This is a genomic window from Streptomyces sp. Y1 (genome assembly GCF_041053115.1).
Classification (GTDB): domain Bacteria; phylum Actinomycetota; class Actinomycetes; order Streptomycetales; family Streptomycetaceae; genus Kitasatospora; species Kitasatospora rubellomurina.
Genome location: NZ_CP163445.1, coordinates 2,280,506 through 2,295,631, shown reverse-complemented (window position 1 = coordinate 2,295,631; position 15,126 = coordinate 2,280,506). Strand labels below are relative to the sequence as shown.

Annotated in this window: 18 protein-coding genes; 11 read left to right on the top strand and 7 right to left on the bottom strand. The window is 73.3% G+C overall.

Annotated features, from left to right (window positions below; translation table 11 throughout):
• Positions 1-58: 58 nt before the first annotated feature.
• Positions 59-634 carry a nucleosidase gene (locus AB2U05_RS09600; protein WP_045692775.1) on the top strand — a complete coding sequence of 192 codons (576 nt, stop codon included), beginning with the start codon at positions 59-61 and terminating at the stop codon, positions 632-634.
• A 147-nt stretch (positions 635-781) separates the two neighbouring features.
• Here the strand turns inward: AB2U05_RS09600 and sigJ are convergent, their stop codons facing one another.
• Positions 782-1,696 carry an RNA polymerase sigma factor SigJ gene (gene sigJ, locus AB2U05_RS09595; RefSeq protein ID WP_369183020.1) on the bottom strand — a complete coding sequence of 305 codons (915 nt, stop codon included), beginning with the start codon at positions 1,694-1,696 and terminating at the stop codon, positions 782-784.
• Positions 1,697-1,829: 133 nt separating this feature from the next.
• Between sigJ and AB2U05_RS09590 the strand changes: the two genes are divergently transcribed.
• The 4 genes from AB2U05_RS09590 (at position 1,830) to AB2U05_RS09575 (ending at position 4,994) form a co-directional block, all read left to right on the top strand.
• Positions 1,830-2,657 carry an SDR family oxidoreductase gene (locus tag AB2U05_RS09590; protein ID WP_369183019.1) on the top strand — a complete coding sequence of 276 codons (828 nt, stop codon included), beginning with the start codon at positions 1,830-1,832 and terminating at the stop codon, positions 2,655-2,657.
• Between the two features lie 117 nt (positions 2,658-2,774).
• Positions 2,775-4,154, top strand: a complete 1,380-nt coding sequence (locus AB2U05_RS09585) for an SMI1/KNR4 family protein (protein WP_369183018.1) — start codon at positions 2,775-2,777, stop codon at positions 4,152-4,154.
• A 21-nt stretch (positions 4,155-4,175) separates the two neighbouring features.
• Positions 4,176-4,700 carry a hypothetical protein gene (locus tag AB2U05_RS09580; protein ID WP_045692779.1) on the top strand — a complete coding sequence of 175 codons (525 nt, stop codon included), beginning with the start codon at positions 4,176-4,178 and terminating at the stop codon, positions 4,698-4,700.
• Positions 4,701-4,736: 36 nt separating this feature from the next.
• Entirely contained in the window at positions 4,737-4,994 is a 258-nt protein-coding gene (locus tag AB2U05_RS09575; RefSeq protein ID WP_045692780.1) for a hypothetical protein, read from the top strand.
• Between the two features lie 12 nt (positions 4,995-5,006).
• Here AB2U05_RS09575 and AB2U05_RS09570 read toward each other — a convergent pair whose 3' ends face one another.
• From AB2U05_RS09570 to AB2U05_RS09550, 5 genes are all read right to left on the bottom strand, one after another.
• Positions 5,007-5,405: a hypothetical protein gene (locus AB2U05_RS09570; RefSeq protein ID WP_045692781.1), complete on the bottom strand. Its 399-nt coding sequence runs from the start codon at positions 5,403-5,405 to the stop codon at positions 5,007-5,009.
• The gene (locus AB2U05_RS09565; protein WP_369183017.1) at positions 5,402-5,848 is read right to left on the bottom strand and encodes a hypothetical protein; all 447 of its coding nucleotides are present in this window, start codon (positions 5,846-5,848) and stop codon (positions 5,402-5,404) included. The genes AB2U05_RS09570 and AB2U05_RS09565 overlap by 4 nt, the downstream gene beginning before the upstream one ends.
• A gap of 8 nt (positions 5,849-5,856) precedes the next feature.
• Complete coding sequence (locus tag AB2U05_RS09560; RefSeq protein WP_369183016.1) at positions 5,857-7,419, bottom strand: peptidoglycan-binding protein; 1,563 nt, start codon at positions 7,417-7,419, stop codon at positions 5,857-5,859.
• A 78-nt stretch (positions 7,420-7,497) separates the two neighbouring features.
• The gene (locus AB2U05_RS09555; RefSeq protein WP_369183015.1) at positions 7,498-7,833 is read right to left on the bottom strand and encodes a hypothetical protein; all 336 of its coding nucleotides are present in this window, start codon (positions 7,831-7,833) and stop codon (positions 7,498-7,500) included.
• Positions 7,834-8,140: 307 nt separating this feature from the next.
• Complete coding sequence (locus AB2U05_RS09550; protein ID WP_045692784.1) at positions 8,141-8,659, bottom strand: hypothetical protein; 519 nt, start codon at positions 8,657-8,659, stop codon at positions 8,141-8,143.
• Between the two features lie 163 nt (positions 8,660-8,822).
• Here AB2U05_RS09550 and AB2U05_RS09545 point away from each other — a divergent pair, with 163 nt between their 5' ends.
• The 6 genes from AB2U05_RS09545 to AB2U05_RS09520 all read left to right on the top strand — a co-directional run bounded on the left by AB2U05_RS09545 (position 8,823) and on the right by AB2U05_RS09520 (position 14,205).
• Complete coding sequence (locus AB2U05_RS09545; protein WP_045709092.1) at positions 8,823-9,608, top strand: maleylpyruvate isomerase family mycothiol-dependent enzyme; 786 nt, start codon at positions 8,823-8,825, stop codon at positions 9,606-9,608.
• 71 nt (positions 9,609-9,679) lie between these two features.
• Positions 9,680-10,054, top strand: coding sequence for a DUF962 domain-containing protein (locus tag AB2U05_RS09540; RefSeq protein ID WP_045692848.1), 375 nt, complete (start codon positions 9,680-9,682; stop codon positions 10,052-10,054).
• A 79-nt stretch (positions 10,055-10,133) separates the two neighbouring features.
• Positions 10,134-10,463 (top strand): hypothetical protein, encoded by a 330-nt coding sequence (locus tag AB2U05_RS09535; RefSeq protein WP_369183014.1) that lies wholly within the window; start codon positions 10,134-10,136, stop codon positions 10,461-10,463.
• Positions 10,464-10,679: 216 nt separating this feature from the next.
• A complete protein-coding gene (locus AB2U05_RS09530; protein WP_369183013.1) occupies positions 10,680-11,327 on the top strand; it encodes a hypothetical protein in 648 nt (215 codons plus the stop codon).
• A 300-nt stretch (positions 11,328-11,627) separates the two neighbouring features.
• Complete coding sequence (locus AB2U05_RS09525) at positions 11,628-12,602, top strand: class I SAM-dependent methyltransferase (RefSeq protein ID WP_369183012.1); 975 nt, start codon at positions 11,628-11,630, stop codon at positions 12,600-12,602.
• A gap of 313 nt (positions 12,603-12,915) precedes the next feature.
• Entirely contained in the window at positions 12,916-14,205 is a 1,290-nt protein-coding gene (locus AB2U05_RS09520) for a hypothetical protein (RefSeq protein WP_369183011.1), read from the top strand.
• 44 nt (positions 14,206-14,249) lie between these two features.
• Here the strand turns inward: AB2U05_RS09520 and AB2U05_RS09515 are convergent, their stop codons facing one another.
• Positions 14,250-15,077 carry an oxidoreductase gene (locus tag AB2U05_RS09515; protein ID WP_045692788.1) on the bottom strand — a complete coding sequence of 276 codons (828 nt, stop codon included), beginning with the start codon at positions 15,075-15,077 and terminating at the stop codon, positions 14,250-14,252.
• Positions 15,078-15,126 lie beyond the last annotated feature (49 nt).

Genomic DNA, 15,126 nt, shown 5'->3' with positions numbered 1-15,126 from the left:
GGCGGGACCGGTCCGTGTGCTCCCGGGCGGCGGGGCCCCCGCTCCGTACCATGACCCCATGCGCCTGCTTGGAACGATCACCCCCGACCGCCCGCTGCTCGTCGTCGCCGTCCGCGAGGAGGCGGCCCACCTCGACGACCGACTGCCCGTCCTGCTCACCGGGATAGGGAAGGTCAACGCCGCCGCCGCGCTGGCCACCGTGCTCGCCGGCGGCGAGAAGCCCTCCGAGGTGATCAACCTCGGCACGGCGGGCGCGCTGCGCCCCGGCTGGGAGGGCACCCACCACGTCGTCCAGGTGATCCAGCACGACATCGACACCCCCGCGCTGTACGCGCTCACCGGCCGCCAGTACGGCGCCCCGCTGGTGGTCGGCAAGGGCGAGGGCCCGGTGCTCGCCACCGGGGACCTGTTCGTCTCCGACGCCGCCGCCCGCGAGCGCCTGGCCGAGCACGCCGACCTGGTCGACATGGAGGGCTACGCCGTCGCCACCGTCGCCCACCGGGCCGGGCTGCCGGTGCGGCTGGTCAAGCACGTCAGCGACGAGGCCGGGGAGGGCGCCGGGCACAGCTGGCGGGAGTCGGTGGACGACTGCGCCCGGCACCTGGCGGACTGGGTGCGGACCCAGGGCTGGTGACGGGTCGTCGGCCGCGCCCGGGGGGTGCGGCCGGGCGCTGAGCTCGGGGAGTTCGGGGAGTTCGGGAACTCGGGGAACTCGGGGAGCGGGAAGGGCGGCCGGGGTTCCGGCCGCCCTTCCGTCGCCACGGGGCTGATCGCGCGACCGTCAGTCGCGGAAGGCCGAGAGGTCGAACGCCGCCAGCCGCTCCGGGTCGGCGATCACGTCGATCGCCACGATCGCGTCGTCCACGACGGTGAACGCCATGATCGACAGCGCCCGGCCGTTGGCGCCGATGACCACCGCGCCGGCCGTGCCGTTGACCAGCGCCGGGCGGGCGAACGGCGCCAGGGTGCCCCACATGGCCGCCTGGCCGGCCACCGTGGCCGCGCCGGTGAGCACCAGCGTGTGCCGGGCGCGCAGCGTGCCGCCGTCCGAGCGCAGCACCACGTCCGGGTCGAGGACGGCGACCAGCGCGTCCAGGTCGCCGCTGCGGGAGGCGGCGAAGAACGCGTCCACGGCGATCCGCTGGCGGCCCAGGTCCGGATCCGGCGCCGGCGCCTGGCCCTGCACCTTGCGCCGGGCCCGGCTGGCCAGTTGGCGGGTCGCGGCGGCCGTCTTCTCGATCAGCGGGGCGATCTCCTCGAACGGCACCGCGAACAGGTCGTGCAGCACGAAGGCCACCCGCTCGGCCGGCGACAGCGACTCCATCACCACCATCAGCGCCAGGCCGACCGAGTCCGCGAGCAGCACCTCCTGCTCCGGGTCGACCACGCCCTCGCGCCGCAGCAGCGGATCCGGGATGCGCTCCGGGCCGGTCCCGGTCTCCAGGGGCTCCTCGCGGCGCTGGGCGCGGTCGCGCAGCAGGTTGAGGCAGACCCGGGAGACCACGGTGGTCAGCCAGCCGCCCGGGTTCGCCACCTCGGTGGTGTCGCTGCGGTCGTAGCGCAGCCAGGCGTCCTGGACGGCGTCCTCGGCCTCGCTGATCGAGCCGAGCATCCGGTACGCGACGGCCCGCAGGTGCGGGCGGTGCTCCTCGAAGAGCGCGGTCCGCGAGGACTCCTCGGAAGATTTCTCGTCCACCGTGTCACATTCCTTCGTCGCCTCGGGTCAGAGCAGCAGAAGCCACCCAACAACGGCCGCGGCGCGGAGATCAACCTCCCGGGGACCTGGATCCCGAAGGTTCCCGCCCGGCACGAGCGATTCGGAGACGATCATGGCGAACACGGCGAACACGGCGAACACCGGGAACACCGCGAACACGGCGAAGACCCCGGTCCTGGTCACCGGCGGCACCGGCAACCTCGGCCGGCACGTCGTCCCGCTGCTGCGGGCCGCCGGGCTGCCCGTGCGGGTCCTCAGCCGGCAGGAGCGGGCGGGCGAGGACGGCGTGACGTACCTGCGCGGCGACCTGCTCGGCGACGCGGCGCAGGCCGCCGCGGACCTGGACGCGGCGCTCGCCGGCGTCCACACCGTGCTGCACCTGGCGGGCGGCCCCAAGGGCGACGACGTCGCCACCCGGCGGCTCGTCGACGCCGCGCGCCGGGCCGGGGTGCGGCACCTGGTGTACATCTCGGTGATCGGCGCGGACGCCGTGCCGCTCGGCTACTTCCGGGCCAAGCACGCCGCCGAGCAGGCCGTCGCCGGCTCGGGCCTGCCGTACACCGTGCTGCGCGCCGCCCAGTTCCACGACCTGGCGCTCACCGTCGTCGAGAAGATGGCGAAGCTGCCGCTCCTCCCGGCGCCCGGCGGGGTCCGCTGGCAGCCCGTCGACGTGCGCGACGTCGCCGCCCGGCTGGTCGAGCTGGCGCTCGGCGAGCCCGCCGGGACGGTGGCCGACCTGGCCGGCCCGGAGGTGTACGAGATGGGCGAGCTGGCGAAGGGCTACCTCGCCGCGCACGGCCGCACCCGGCGGCAGCTGCACTTCCGGCTGCCGGGCAAGGTCGGCCGCGCGTACCGGGCGGGCACCAACCTCGCCCCGGCCGACGCCGAGCACGGGCGGCGCACCTGGGAGGAGTTCCTGGCGGAGCGGCTGGCGGCGTGAGGGCCGTGGACGGGCGGACGCGCCGTCGGGTGACGGGCTGCTGTCGGGTGACGGGCTGTCGGTGGCGGTGGCGACAATGGCCACCGTCCCGATCACCGCCCGCGCCGGAGGCCCCCGTTGTCCACGCTGAACGACTTCACCACCTGGGAGCCGCTGCTCCGGCTCCTGCGGGCGTCCCACGCGGAGCGCCTCGCCGCGCCGGGCGGGCGGGTGTCGGGGCGGATCGGGCAGCACGGCTGGAGCGTGCCGCTGCGGCGCCCGGCGGGGGCGGAGCCGGACGACCGGGCGGAGCGGGACGCGGTCGACCGGGTCCGGGCGGCCCTCGTCGAGGCCGCGATGGTCGAGGCCGCGTTCACCGTCGAGATCCCGCCGAGCGGCAAGGCCGTGCTGCGGATGTACGACTACGGCGCCGCCGTCGATGCGGGGGTCAGCAGCGCCGGACGGAGCGCGCTGACCCTGGTCGAGGACGCCGTGCCGGCGCCGTGGCGCCGCCTGCCCGACCCGGCGCCCGGGGCGCGGCTCGCCCCGTCCGTGGACCTGGAGCTGCTGGAGCGGACGCTGCGCGAGCGGCTGCCGGACGAGACCGGCGCCACCGAGGAGGAGATCGCCGCCGCCGAGGCCCGGTTGGGGGTGGCGCTGCCGGAGGAGCTGAAGGTGCTCTACCGGGTGACGAGGGCGGACTGGTACGACGACCTGGAGAGCGGGGAGGACTTCGCGCTGCTCCACGAGGCCGCGGAGCGTGCCGGCGGTGTGCTCGGCTTCGAGCTGAGCTCCCTGGGCTCCCTCTTCGCCGACGATCGTGTGCGCTCCTCGTTCCGCTGGGAACACGCGGCGACGGAGGCGTGTGTCACTGCGCCCGACGCTGCCGTTCAGGACCTGGTCTGGTCGCCGGGCTGGATCGTCGTTGGTGTCGATGACGCAGAACTGATCGCCGTCGACCTGACACCCGGCCCGTGCGGCCACCTCGGGCAGCTCATCGTGCTCAGTCACGAGGAGACGGTCGGCGGGTACCTGCTCGCCGAGTCCCTGACCGACCTGGCGCTCGACCCGCGGCGGGACTGGTACACCGGCCGGAGCTCTGAAAAGGCGCCCGTGGTGGGGAGGATCTTTGGCCGGCAGTCGATGAGCGTCGAGGCCGTCGCCCACCCCGACCTGGAGGTGCTGACCCTCGGCGGCAGCCCCGAACCGTTCAGCCTCGCCCCGCTCGTCGGCCTGCCCGGGCTGCGGACGTTGTCCGCCGGCCACGGCATGCTCGCCGACCCCCGGGAGATCGGCGGGCTGACCGGGCTGGAGTTCCTGGAGCTGACTCCGCGGGACTGGCGCGTCCTGCTCGACGCCGGGGCCGTCCCGCGCAGCCTGTCGGCCGCCGCCGTCGTCGCGTACGGCGAGCCGGACCCCTGCGCGGTCATCCGACTGGCCAACGAGATCCTCGCCCTGTGGGACCGCCCGCAGATCACCGAGACGGTCGTCGAGGGCGAGCTCGGACCGGTGTCGTAGCGGCACCCTAGGGTGTCGGCCATGTCGCTCATCGATCGCATCCGCGCCAACGACGCCGCCCTCGACTTCCTGCTCTGGCCCGGGGACCTGAACCTCGACCACTACCCGCACGGCGAGGCCGTCGTGCTCGCCTCCGGCGAGGTGCTGGAGGAGTTCGCCAAGGACGGTGCGGGCGGCACCTTCTTCTTCTGCGGGGACGGCGGCGAGGAGCGGCCCGTCCTGTACGCCGACTCCGAGGGCGGCTCGGCGCTGCTGGCGGTCGGCCTGCCGGAGCTGGTCCGGCTGCTGCTGGCCGTGCCGTGGTGGCGGGACTGCACCCGGCTGACGGAGGCCGAGGCCGCGGAGGCGGCGGAGGACTACCTGGAGGACGAGCCCGACCTGTACGCCGACCGGGACGCGGCCGCCGCCGCGCTCGGGCTCGAAGTCCCGTCCGTGGCCGAGGCGTTGGCCCGGCTGGGGGAGGTCGCGATCGGCCTGGGCGGGCGGTACGTGCTGCTCAACGCGGAGGAGGGCAACGCGTACGAACCGCTGTTCAGCCCCCGGTAGCGGCTCCGGGCGGGGCGGGTCACTACGCTCGGCGGGATGTGGATATTCATCGCCGTCGCGGCGGGTGCGCTGATGCTGATCAACCTCGTCCAGGTGGGCACCGGGCGCCAGTTGGTGCGGCCGTCCGAGAGCCGGCGGACGCCGGTGGAGGTGCGGCAGCAGTCGGCCGCGGCGGCGGTGGAGATGCTGGGCGGGGTGCTGATCGGGCTGGAGATGTTCTGGGGGATCGCCGTCGTGCTGCTCGGGTTCGTGGCGCTGGTGCTGCTGCGCAAGCGCGCGGCGTACCACTACTGACGCCGCTCGCGGTCAGGGCGCGCCCCGGACGGTCCGACGCAGGCCCAGGACCTCGGCGACCGCCTTCAGCCAGCTCGCCAGCAGCCGGTCGCCGTCGACGGTGGTGACGGTGGTGGCCGCCGAGGTCAGCCAGGCGTGGGCGAGCCGGGCCGCGTCCGGCCCGGGCAGGGGCTCGGGGAGTTCGGCCGCGTAGCGGGTACCGCCACTGCGCACCACCTCGGCGAGGAAGGACAGCGAGCGGGGGAGCACCCCGAGCGCGTCGGCCTCCAGTGCGGCGGCGACCGCGCCGTCGCCGAACAGGGCCGCCCGGTGGTGGCCGCCGAAGGCCAGGCCGTAGCGGAGCAGGACGGGGACGTCGAGTCGGCGGAGCTCGTCGTCCGTCTTGGGGCGGAAACGGTCGGGGGTGCTCATCGGACCGTCACGGTGTAGGTGTTGCGCACGAGCCACTCCAGGTCGTCGGGCTGGATGCGTTCCGGGGCGTGGCAGAGCCCCCGGAAGCAGTTGAACAGCGTGATGGTCGTGGTGCCGCGCCCCTTGGCCTCGAAGATGTAGAAGGCGGTACCGCCCCCGCCGTTGTACTTCTCGTAGCCCGGCGGGTAGTCGGTGACCTGAGCGACCGCGGCCACTACGGCGGTGTCCGCCTTCGGGTTCACGATGCTCCAGTTGTCGCCGATCGAGGCGCTGTCCTCGACGGCGATCGAGAAGCGATCGCCGGGGCCGAGGGTCACCGAGCGTTCGTCCGGACCGAGGATCCGGCCGCGGTCCGGCTGGTTGGAGGAGGAGGCGGCCAGGCAGGCCGCGAACACCGCGATCAGGGCCACCGCCCGCAGCGGTGCTCTCGTCGCGGTCCTCATCGGCCGGCTCACTTCGGCAGGTGGACGGCGTCGACGACGGGCGTCCGGTTGTCCGCCACGTGGTCCATGTGGCCGTTGGCGAAGTCGGCCTCGCTGATCCACGTGGTGCGGCCCCAGGGGTTGTAGACCTGCAGCATGTCGCCTTCCTGGCCCACGATCAGCACCTCGTGGCCCTTGCGTTCGTCGCCGACGTGGCCTTCGATCGACACCGGCACCGGCTTGCCTTCGGCGACCGCCTTCTCGATCTCCGGCAGGATCGCGCGCCGGGCGTTCTCGTCCGACAGGGGCTTGTACTCGTAGGTGGCCCCGGTGTGGGGGCTGACCTCCTTGGCCAGCACGTCCCCGGTGCCGTGCTCGTCCATCCCCTTCTTGTTGCCGTGCCCTTCCTCGTGGACGCGGTTCTGCTCGTCCAGCAGGCGCCGTTGGAAGGCGGCGGGGTCGTTGTCCTGGCCGGTCGGGCCACCGGTCAGGTCCAGCGCGTAGAGCGGGTCGGCCATCGCCCGGGCCGTGACGGTGGTGGAGGCGACGCAGGTCGGGCCGGTCTGCTGCCACCGGGCGCTGCCGAACTTCACCTCGTACTGGTAGCGGTTGGAGCCGTCGCTGTCCTGCCCGCCGCTGTCCCGGTTGTCGCTCTTCGTGTACACGGGCGTCAGGTGCGTCCGCAGCCACTCCGGGTCCTTGCCGTGGATCTTGCCGTCGAAGGCGCGGATCTCGTCCAGGTTGTGGCCGGCGGCCAGGGCCTTCATCAGGTAGGCGCGCTCCTGCGGGGTCGAGGAGTCGGCGAGCATCCGGTCGAAGGCGGCGAGGTCGGTGGGGTTCATCCTGTCCAGGTACTCGCCGGACCGCTTGAGGTCGTTGGCGGTGAGCAGGTCGTTCAGTTCGGTGGGGCCGTCCGGGCCGGAGGTCTCGGCGAGGACCACCTTGTCCGCGGAACTGACGCCCTTGGCGCGCAGTTTGCCCGCCCGGGCCTCGTCCGCCAGCCTGTTGAGGTCGCGGGCGGCCGCGCGGGCCGCGTCGTCGGCCTTCGCGGCGGCGGTCAGCATCCCCTCGACATGCGGGATGGCGGCCTGCTGCGCCTTCTTGCGCTTGGCCTCGTCATCATCGTCCTCGAACCACTCGTCGAACCACCCTTCCTTGCCCCCGAGTTGGCTGAGCACCTGCTGGGCGCCGGAGCGCGCCGGGCCGTCCGCCGCCTGGGCGGCGCGCAGGGCGTCGGCGAGGTTGTGCAGGGTCAGCCAGGCCTTGATGAAGGCGGTGCTCTGCCGGTCGATGGCGCGGCCGGTGGCACCGATCACCTCGGCGGCCTTCGCGCCGGTGGTTCCGGTCCAGACGTCCGGCAGGCCGGTCTCGGCGATCGTCGTGACGTCCCGGTGGAGGTGCTCCGACTCGGTGGCCATGGTCTTGTAGCGGTTGCCAGTGGCCTCGATGGCGGCCGGGTCGCCGACCGGCGCGTGGACGGCGAGGGCGTCCTTGATCGCGTCGATGACGTCGTTCTTGGAGTCCGCTTCGCGGAGGTCCTTCAGTGCGTCCTGCAGGGCCTTGCGGCGCTGGGACGTGGACGGCTTCGTCATGGTGGTTCGTCAGCCCTCCTGGTCGGTTCCGGCTCTCGGCGCTCGGCTCTCAGTGCTTGCTGCTCTGCTGCTCGGCGCTCAGCCGAAGGGGCGGGGGTCACCGCCCGTGGCCGCCTGGTGGAGGCCGGTCGTCGCGGTGTTCTCGGCCTTCCGGTAGTGGCCGGCGGAGCCGCGCACCTTGTCGGCGAGTTCCTTCAGGGCGCTCGCGAGCACGTCGGTCTCGTCGTGCCAGGCGGTGCTGAAGTTCCGGTACGCCGGGTCGGCGTCCTCGCCGCCGAACACGTTGTCGCCGTAGCAGACGGGGTCGACGGTGGACCGGTGGAGCTTGCCCTGGTCGCCGGCCGCTTTGTCGAGTGCCTTGGCCTGCTCCTCGACCCCGCCGGCCTCGATCGTGTAGCCCGAGCCCTCCGCCATGGCGTTCCCCCACCCCCGGGTGTGTCCACTGCTGGGCCGTCCTGTCCGACGGCCCCGTGCACTCTACGGACCGGTTCGCGGGCGGAGCGTCGGAACGATCCTGCTGTTACCGATTCATGACGCACCGTTGGCTTCGGGGCCGGGACGGGGTGGAGCGGGGTGGCGGCCCTCAGCGCCGCCACCCCGTTGGCTTCTCGGCACCTGGGCGGTGGGGTGTTGAGCCAAACCCCACCTTGGAGTGAAGTCGGGTGGGGAACTCCCGTGTTTTTTCCGGAGGTTCGGTGAGGGCCGGGCGCTGCCGGACCGCTCAGAAGGCGTCCGGGGCCTGGAGGACGAGGTCGGTGACGGTCGTCCAGTGTTCGTCCGGCGCGGTGACGATCAGGTAGCCGGGCTGGCCGGGGACGTGGGGGAGCAGTGCGCTGCGACAGCCGTGGGCGTGGTGGATCTCGACGGGCACCGGGACCCCGTCGAGGTGCACCTCGCCCCGGCTGGTGGTGGTGGCGAGCGGGGCGATCGCGGCGCGGTAGGGGAGGCGGTCGGAGGTGGTCAGGTAGGTGGCGAGCTGGGTCCGCGGGGTGGTGTGGGACTTGACCCGGAAGTGCTCCGGGACGGGCCGGGAGGTCTGGACGATCGCCGTGAGCTCGCGGTCCAGGTGGTAGCTGAGGTCGAGGTGGCACAGGTAGCCGTCGCTGCTCATCCGCCCGAGGAGGAGGAACCAGTCGGGCGGGAGGGTGCGCGGGACGGCGATCCGCCCGCCCCACTCGTCGGCGGTCTCCCGGTGGGTGGGGACGTGGAAGTCGCGCGGGCGGCTGGTGCTGCGGATCAACGGATTCCCCTCAACGGTCGGGTGGCGATGGGTTGTTGGCAGACTATCCGGCGTCGGGCGGCGGTGCGGGCCGGCGGTTTCGGCGGCGGGCGGCCGCCGGGTCCGGCCTCGCCGCCCGGAAATTCGCTTTCCGGCCACCGAAGTGCGGTGATAGACATCCGCAGTGCTCAAGACTCCTGAACTCCCTGACCTGCTGCGACTGATCGACGAGCGGTCGACGGCCTTCCGGGCCGCGATCGCCGCCGCGCCCGACCTCGACGTCCGGGTGCCGACCTGCCCCGAGTGGACGCTGCGCGACCTGGCCCGGCACCTGGGCTCGGGGCGCCCCTTCTGGGCGGCCATCGTCGCGGCCGGGCCGGCCGACGCCCCGCCGGCCGAGGCCGTCGCGGCGCGCGCCGCGGTGCAGGAGCCGCAGGAGCGGGAGGCGCTGCTGGCCTGGCTGGCCGCGTCGACCCAGGAACTGCTGGACACCCTGCGGGAATCCGGCCCGGACGCCGAATGCTGGACGTGGTGGGGGAAGTCGCAGTCGCCGCGGACCTCCGGCGCCGTCGCCCGGCACCAGCTCCAGGAGATCGCGGTGCACACCTACGACGCCCAGGTCGCCCTGGGCGCCGCGCAGCCGCTGCCGGAGGAGGTGGCGCTCGACGGCGCCGAGGACTTCCTGGTCACCTGCTGCGCGACGTCGTCCCCCTGGCCGCACGAGCCCGCCGTCGTCGAGTACCACGTCTCCGAGGGCCGTTCCTGGCGCGTCACGCTCTCCGCGGACGGCGCCCGGATCGCCCGCATCGCCGCGGGCGAGGAGGGCGCCGCCCCGGCCGACGCCTCCGCCCGGGGCACGGCCAGTGAGCTGGTCCTGTGGTTCTACGGCCGAACCGCGGTGGACTCCCTGGAGCTCGACGGCGACCGCCGCATCTTCGACCAGCTGTTCGCCTGGGACCCGGGCATCTAGGCCCTCTCGTTCGGATCCTCGCCGGCGCCGCGGCCATGGGCGTGGCGCCGGCGTGGCGCTACCGTCCTGGCATGGTTGAGAGCGGGCGCTTCGCGTCCTTCGAGGAGTTCTGGCCCTACTACGTCGCGATGCACTCCAAGGCCGCCACCCGGTGGGTGCACCTGGCGGGCACCCTCACCGGGCTCGCGGTGGGCGCCTACGGCCTGGCGCGCGGCCGGAAGCGGTACCTGGCCGCGCTGCCGCTGATCGGTTACGGCACGGCCTGGCCGGCGCACTTCCTCATCGAGGGGAACAACCCGGCCACCTTCGGGCACCCGGGCTGGTCCCTGCGCGGGGACGCGAAGATGATCGGCATGATGCTCGCCGGCCGCGACGCCGAACTGGGCGGGATCGCCCGTACCTGGCTCGCGGAGCACGGCGGGGCCGCCGGCGCCCCTTCGGACTGACGGTCCGTGCGGCTCCCGGCTCCACGGGGCGTCGGACGGTCGATGGAGCGGACGGGCGGTGCCGGGGATGGTCTCCCGCGTGATCGAGGATGCGGTGGCGGGCGACGACGACGCCCGTGCGTGGGACGAGCGGTTGGGCTGGGCCTTCGGGCTGGTCGCGGACGATCCGGCCGAGCGGGCGGTCGCGCTCGCCCGGCTGGTGAGGGCCCGGCAGGGGGTCGAGGGCGCGTTCGACCGGTACAACACGGCGTGGCGGCTGACGCTGCCGTTGGGGACGACCGAGCGGTACCGGCACCCCGATGTGCTGCGGGCGTACCAGCTGATTCACGAGGCCCGGCGGTACGCGCTGCCCGACTGCCTGTGGAACCGGCACGAGGTGGAGGAGCTGGGCGCCTGGCCGGGGATGTAGGCGGTTCTCGTCTTCTCCGCTTCTCCGCTTCTCGCCTTCTCGTCAAGGGCGGGATTGTGGGCATCCCGCGCGTACTTCCGGACAAGATGGTGATGTGTCCATGCCGTGAACAATTCGGCCGGGCCGACCCCCGCTAGGGTCACGGCAGCTCCACAATCCGGCGCCGTACGGCCGTCGTGCGGTGCCGCACGGACCTGCCGATAGGACTGGTGTGACGTGATCAGAAGACATCACCGACTGCTGGACCGTTCGTCGTGGGCGGCCCTCCGGGGCCGGCTCGCCGCCGTGGCGGGGGTGGTCGCCGTGCTGGCGGCCGTCCTCACCGGCACGGCCGCCGGCCCGGCGAGTGCCGCGCCCGCTGCCGCCCCTGTTTCCTCCGTCTCCTCCGTCTCGTCCGCCTCGTCCGCCCAACTGGCGGTGGGCGGTTGGATCTGCCGGGGGACCGCCGTCCCGCCGGGCTACGTCATCACCAGCTATGACGCCGGCCGCTGCAACGGAGCCGGCGCCTCCTACACGCAACCCGCGCAGGACCCGCTGTGGATCTGCGCCAGCTCGCCGATCCCGGCCGGCTACGTGCTCACCGACCACGTCACCGGCAATGGCCCCTGCCTCGGCGACGCCTGGCTCATGCGGCTGGTGACGGACGGGGTCTGGACCTGCGCGGGCTCGCCGATCCCGACCGGGTACGTCATGACCGGCCACTACAGCACCGGCTGTCGCGGCATCGGATCCTGGTTCCAGCAACTGGCTGCGCCCGGGCTGTCGATCTGCCCCGGCAACCCCGTCCCGGCCGGCTACCACCTGGGCGCCTACAACAGCTCGGGCTGCGCGGGGCTCGGATCCTGGGTCCTCCTGCGCAACTGACCCCGGCGTCCCGGCCCCCGCCGCACGCACCGCGCGGCGGGGGCCGGGGCCCGGGCGGCGGGGAGCGCGCACTGGCGATCCGGTGACCGCGGGAGCCGGTCGAATTTCCCGGATCGATGATTTCTGCCCCGGAACTTCGGCCACGATCGAAGATTCCGGGAGCGTCCGATCCGGCATCTCATCGGTCGAATCGACGTCCCATCGGCGGAGTTTTTCCTCATCCGGCGAAGGGCAGTCATGGCGATGGTGTCATCGGTGAAAGGACGCGAAGCCATGACCGCACCGGCCTATCTTCCCGGAATGTCCTCGGCGCAGTACCTGGCGGAGATGGCGGTCAGCCATCCGCGTCTGCGCGCCCTGCTCGATCCGGACCGGCTGGACCGCGCGGTCGCCTCTCGGGAGCCGGCGGCCTGGGAGAACGAGTTCGACTCCGACTCCGGTGGCCGTGGCGACTCCTACCGCCGGGCCCAGCGGGATCCGCTGGTGCGCTGGACGGGTGTGCGGCGGCTGCTCGGGCTGACCGTCCCGGCCGGGCGCGGCCGGGAGGTCGTGGTGCTGGACGTGCTGGGGGGTGACGGGACGGTCGCGCGCGCGGCGGCGCTGCGGCCGGGCGAGTCCCCGGCCGGCCTGGAGGTGCTGACCGGGGACATCTCCGGGCCGATGGTCGCCGCGGCGCTCGCCAACGGACTGCCCGCCGTGCGGCAGGCCGCCGATCGGCTGCTGTTGGCGGACGACACGGTGGACGCCGTGCTGCTGGCCTACGGCACCCACCACATCCCGGACGGGACCCGCCCGCAGGCGGTCGCCGAGGCGCTGCGGGTGGTGCGGCCCGGGGGCCGGGTGGTCCTGCACGACTTCGCCCCCGACAGCGCGATGGCCGACTTCTTCCGGGTCGTCAGCCGCCACGGCACGGTGCGGCACGACTACGAGCACTTCACCCACCCCGAGCTGCGGAAGCTCTTCGAGGACCGGTGCCCGCAGGTGCGGGTGCTGGACGTCTACGACCCGTTCACCGTGCTCGCACCCACCCCGGACCGGGCGCGGGCCGCGATGGTCGCCCACATGGGGGAGAGCTACGGCCTGGCCGGCCACTTCGAGGCGATCGGACCGGACGCCGCGTGGCAGCTGCTGGCCGAGGCCTTCGACCACACCGACCGCCCGACCCCGCCCGAGCACCGGGCCGTCCGGCCGACGGTGCGGCTCGTGCCGGAGGGTTATGTCGCGGAGCTGCCGCGGGTCGCGGTGGTGGCCGTGGCCGAGAAGCCGGGTGCCTGATCACGCCTTTCCGTAGGCCGTTCTATTGTGCGATCTTATGTGGAATTATTTCGCTTGACCCCATTGGATTCGTGTGGGAACAATGCGTCCTGCGGCGAAGAAGGAGAAAGGGGTCTCGTGGATGCCGAAGCCGTTTGAATTGCCGGATTCTTCCCTGTCGTACGGCGCGTGAGGGCCGCGTCCCCGACGCGATGCTTCCTCGTCATGCGGGCGGACGGATCGAGGGTGCGGCGCGGGGCGGCGTCCGTGATCTTCTAGCCTTCCTTCCACGGTCGGCTCCAGGCGCGGCCGCCGCACAACGATGGGGGAGTTCATGGCAGACACGCGGACGTGGCGCACCGTCAGGCGGCGGCTGGCGCCGCCGGTGGCGGTGGCGGCGCTGGTGCTTCCGCTGGTCGCCGGCTGCGGGGGCTCGTCCTCGCAGCCCGATCCGGACGGGCACGCCACGGCGCCCGCTCAGGACGCGGCGCAGAAGCCGCCGAGCGCCGCCGCGGTCGGCGACGCGACCTTCCGCGACCGGGACCTCGTGATCAGCGCGGGCTGCACCGTGCCCGCGTCCAGGCCGGCCAAGGTGTGGGTGGAGGGCTTCGAGCCCGGCAGCTGGAAGAAGGTGGCGTCGGTCGAGTTCACCGTTCCGGCGACGGCGGTGGTCGGCCCCCGCTCCGGCACCAGGCTGAGTGCGCTCCAGGACCTGTGCGCGGGCAACTTCCCCCGTCCGCCCGGGGGAAGTGACAACGCCTCGGACAACGCCTTCGGGCCGCGGATCCGGCAGCTCTTCGACCGCGACTTCAGCCGCCTCGCGCTGGTCACCACCGACGACAGGACCGGCGCGAGCCACGTCGGCTACGTCGACCTCAAGGGCACCTTCACCGACCTCACCGGGACCGCCGCGGGCTTCACCAGCACGCCCAAGGAGAAGGACGCGCTCTTCGCTCCGGACGGCGGGAGCGTCTGGTTCACGTACCGCGACCCGAACGGCCAGGACCACGTCGCCAGTCGCGAGCTCGCCGCCGACCACAAGCTCACCGAGCAGTGGAGCGGCGCGCCCGCCGCCTTCGGCGACCTCGCCCTGACGCTGGGGGGCAACCCCCTCCGCGGTGTGACCGGCGGCAGCGTGCGCTTCAGCCCGGACGGCAAGCGCGCGGTCGGGTACGTGGACGGCGAGGGGCAGAACGTCGTGACGGTGACGGCCAGCGGGCTCCTGAAGGCGGACGGGCATGCCGGCGCGATCAAGGACGTGGACTGCCGGCCGTCCGGGTGGATCGACAACCACACGCTGCTCTGCGCCCCGGCCGCGAACGGCAGCCCGAAGCCGCCGTACCAGAACAACCTGTGGACCCTCGACCTCGACCGGATGAACCCGAACGACAACAGCAATGCCAAGGACGGCGCCGGCCCCGTCCTGCTCCCGGCGACCGACCGGAAGAACATCCCGCAGGCCGTCTCGGCGGACGGGAAGAAGCTGCTGTTCCGATCCTTCCAGGGCGATCAGGAGAACGCGTTCGTCACCGACCTCGTGCCGGGCGCCCAGCCGCAGCAGGTCACCCCGCAGGAGGCGGCCACGGCGCTCGGCGACGTCGACGTCGTCCTGGAGTGGCGGTAGCCGCAGGCGCGTCCTGTGCACACCGCACCGGGGCCTGGTGGCGGTCAGTGGGCGGTGGAGAGCGCGACGCGGCGCCACTGGTCGAGTTCGCGGCGGACGAGGTCCAGCTTCGCCTCGATGCGCTCGACCGCGTCCGCGCCCAACGGCAGGCGCAGCGGGGGCTCGGCGATCTCGGTGACGTCGACGATGGCCTTGGCGGCCTTCACCGGGTCACCGGGCTGGCGGCCGTCGTACTGGGCCATCGCCTCGCGCACCGGCCCCGTCGCCGCGGCGTAGTCGGCGATGGTGGCGGGCTCGGTGCGGAGGCTGGAGCCGCTCAGGAAGTCCGTGCGGTGGCCGCCCGGCTCGACGATGGTCACGCGGACCCCGAGCGGGGCCAGTTCGCCGTGCAGGGCTTCGGAGATGCCTTCGAGGGCGAACTTCGACGCGCCGTACAGGCCCACCGCCGCCGCGGTGGCGAACCCGGCCACGGAGCTGATGTTCAGCACGTGGCCGGACCGCTGGGCGCGCAGCGTCGGCAGGGTCGCCCGCAGCGTGTTGAGCGCGCCGAACACGTTGACGTCGAACAGCGCGCGGACGGCGTCGTCCGAGCTCTCCTCGACCGTGCCGACCAGGCCGTACCCGGCGTTGTTGGCGACGACGTCGATCCGGCCGAACCTGGCCAGCCCGGCCTCCACGGCCGCCGCCAGCTGTGCGGGCTCGGTGACGTCGGCGGCCACGGCCAGCAGGCCCTCCGGCTGCTCCGGGTACGCCTTGAGCACGGCCGAGGCGTCCCTCGCCGTGGCGATCACGCGGTGGCCCCGGTCCAGCGCCTCGCGGGTGACCTCCGCGCCGAGCCCGCGCGATGCCCCGGTGACGAACCAAACGCTCATGGGATTCTCCTGGTGAGAGGGGGTGATGGCTCGACGCTAGGTCCTAGAG

Excerpts from the sequence above, each read along its gene's own strand:
- AB2U05_RS09600 (WP_045692775.1), top strand. The coding sequence starts at position 59 with ATGCGCCTGCTTGGAACGATCACCCCCGACCGCCCGCTGCTCGTCGTC.
- AB2U05_RS09590 (WP_369183019.1), top strand. The coding sequence starts at position 1,830 with ATGGCGAACACGGCGAACACGGCGAACACCGGGAACACCGCGAACACG.
- AB2U05_RS09580 (WP_045692779.1), top strand. The coding sequence starts at position 4,176 with ATGTCGCTCATCGATCGCATCCGCGCCAACGACGCCGCCCTCGACTTC.
- AB2U05_RS09575 (WP_045692780.1), top strand. The coding sequence starts at position 4,737 with ATGTGGATATTCATCGCCGTCGCGGCGGGTGCGCTGATGCTGATCAAC.
- AB2U05_RS09570 (WP_045692781.1), bottom strand. The coding sequence starts at position 5,405 with ATGAGCACCCCCGACCGTTTCCGCCCCAAGACGGACGACGAGCTCCGC.
- AB2U05_RS09565 (WP_369183017.1), bottom strand. The coding sequence starts at position 5,848 with ATGAGGACCGCGACGAGAGCACCGCTGCGGGCGGTGGCCCTGATCGCG.
- AB2U05_RS09560 (WP_369183016.1), bottom strand. The coding sequence starts at position 7,419 with ATGACGAAGCCGTCCACGTCCCAGCGCCGCAAGGCCCTGCAGGACGCA.
- AB2U05_RS09555 (WP_369183015.1), bottom strand. The coding sequence starts at position 7,833 with ATGGCGGAGGGCTCGGGCTACACGATCGAGGCCGGCGGGGTCGAGGAG.
- AB2U05_RS09540 (WP_045692848.1), top strand. The coding sequence starts at position 9,680 with ATGGTTGAGAGCGGGCGCTTCGCGTCCTTCGAGGAGTTCTGGCCCTAC.
- AB2U05_RS09525 (WP_369183012.1), top strand. The coding sequence starts at position 11,628 with ATGTCCTCGGCGCAGTACCTGGCGGAGATGGCGGTCAGCCATCCGCGT.
- AB2U05_RS09520 (WP_369183011.1), top strand. The coding sequence starts at position 12,916 with ATGGCAGACACGCGGACGTGGCGCACCGTCAGGCGGCGGCTGGCGCCG.
- AB2U05_RS09515 (WP_045692788.1), bottom strand. The coding sequence starts at position 15,077 with ATGAGCGTTTGGTTCGTCACCGGGGCATCGCGCGGGCTCGGCGCGGAG.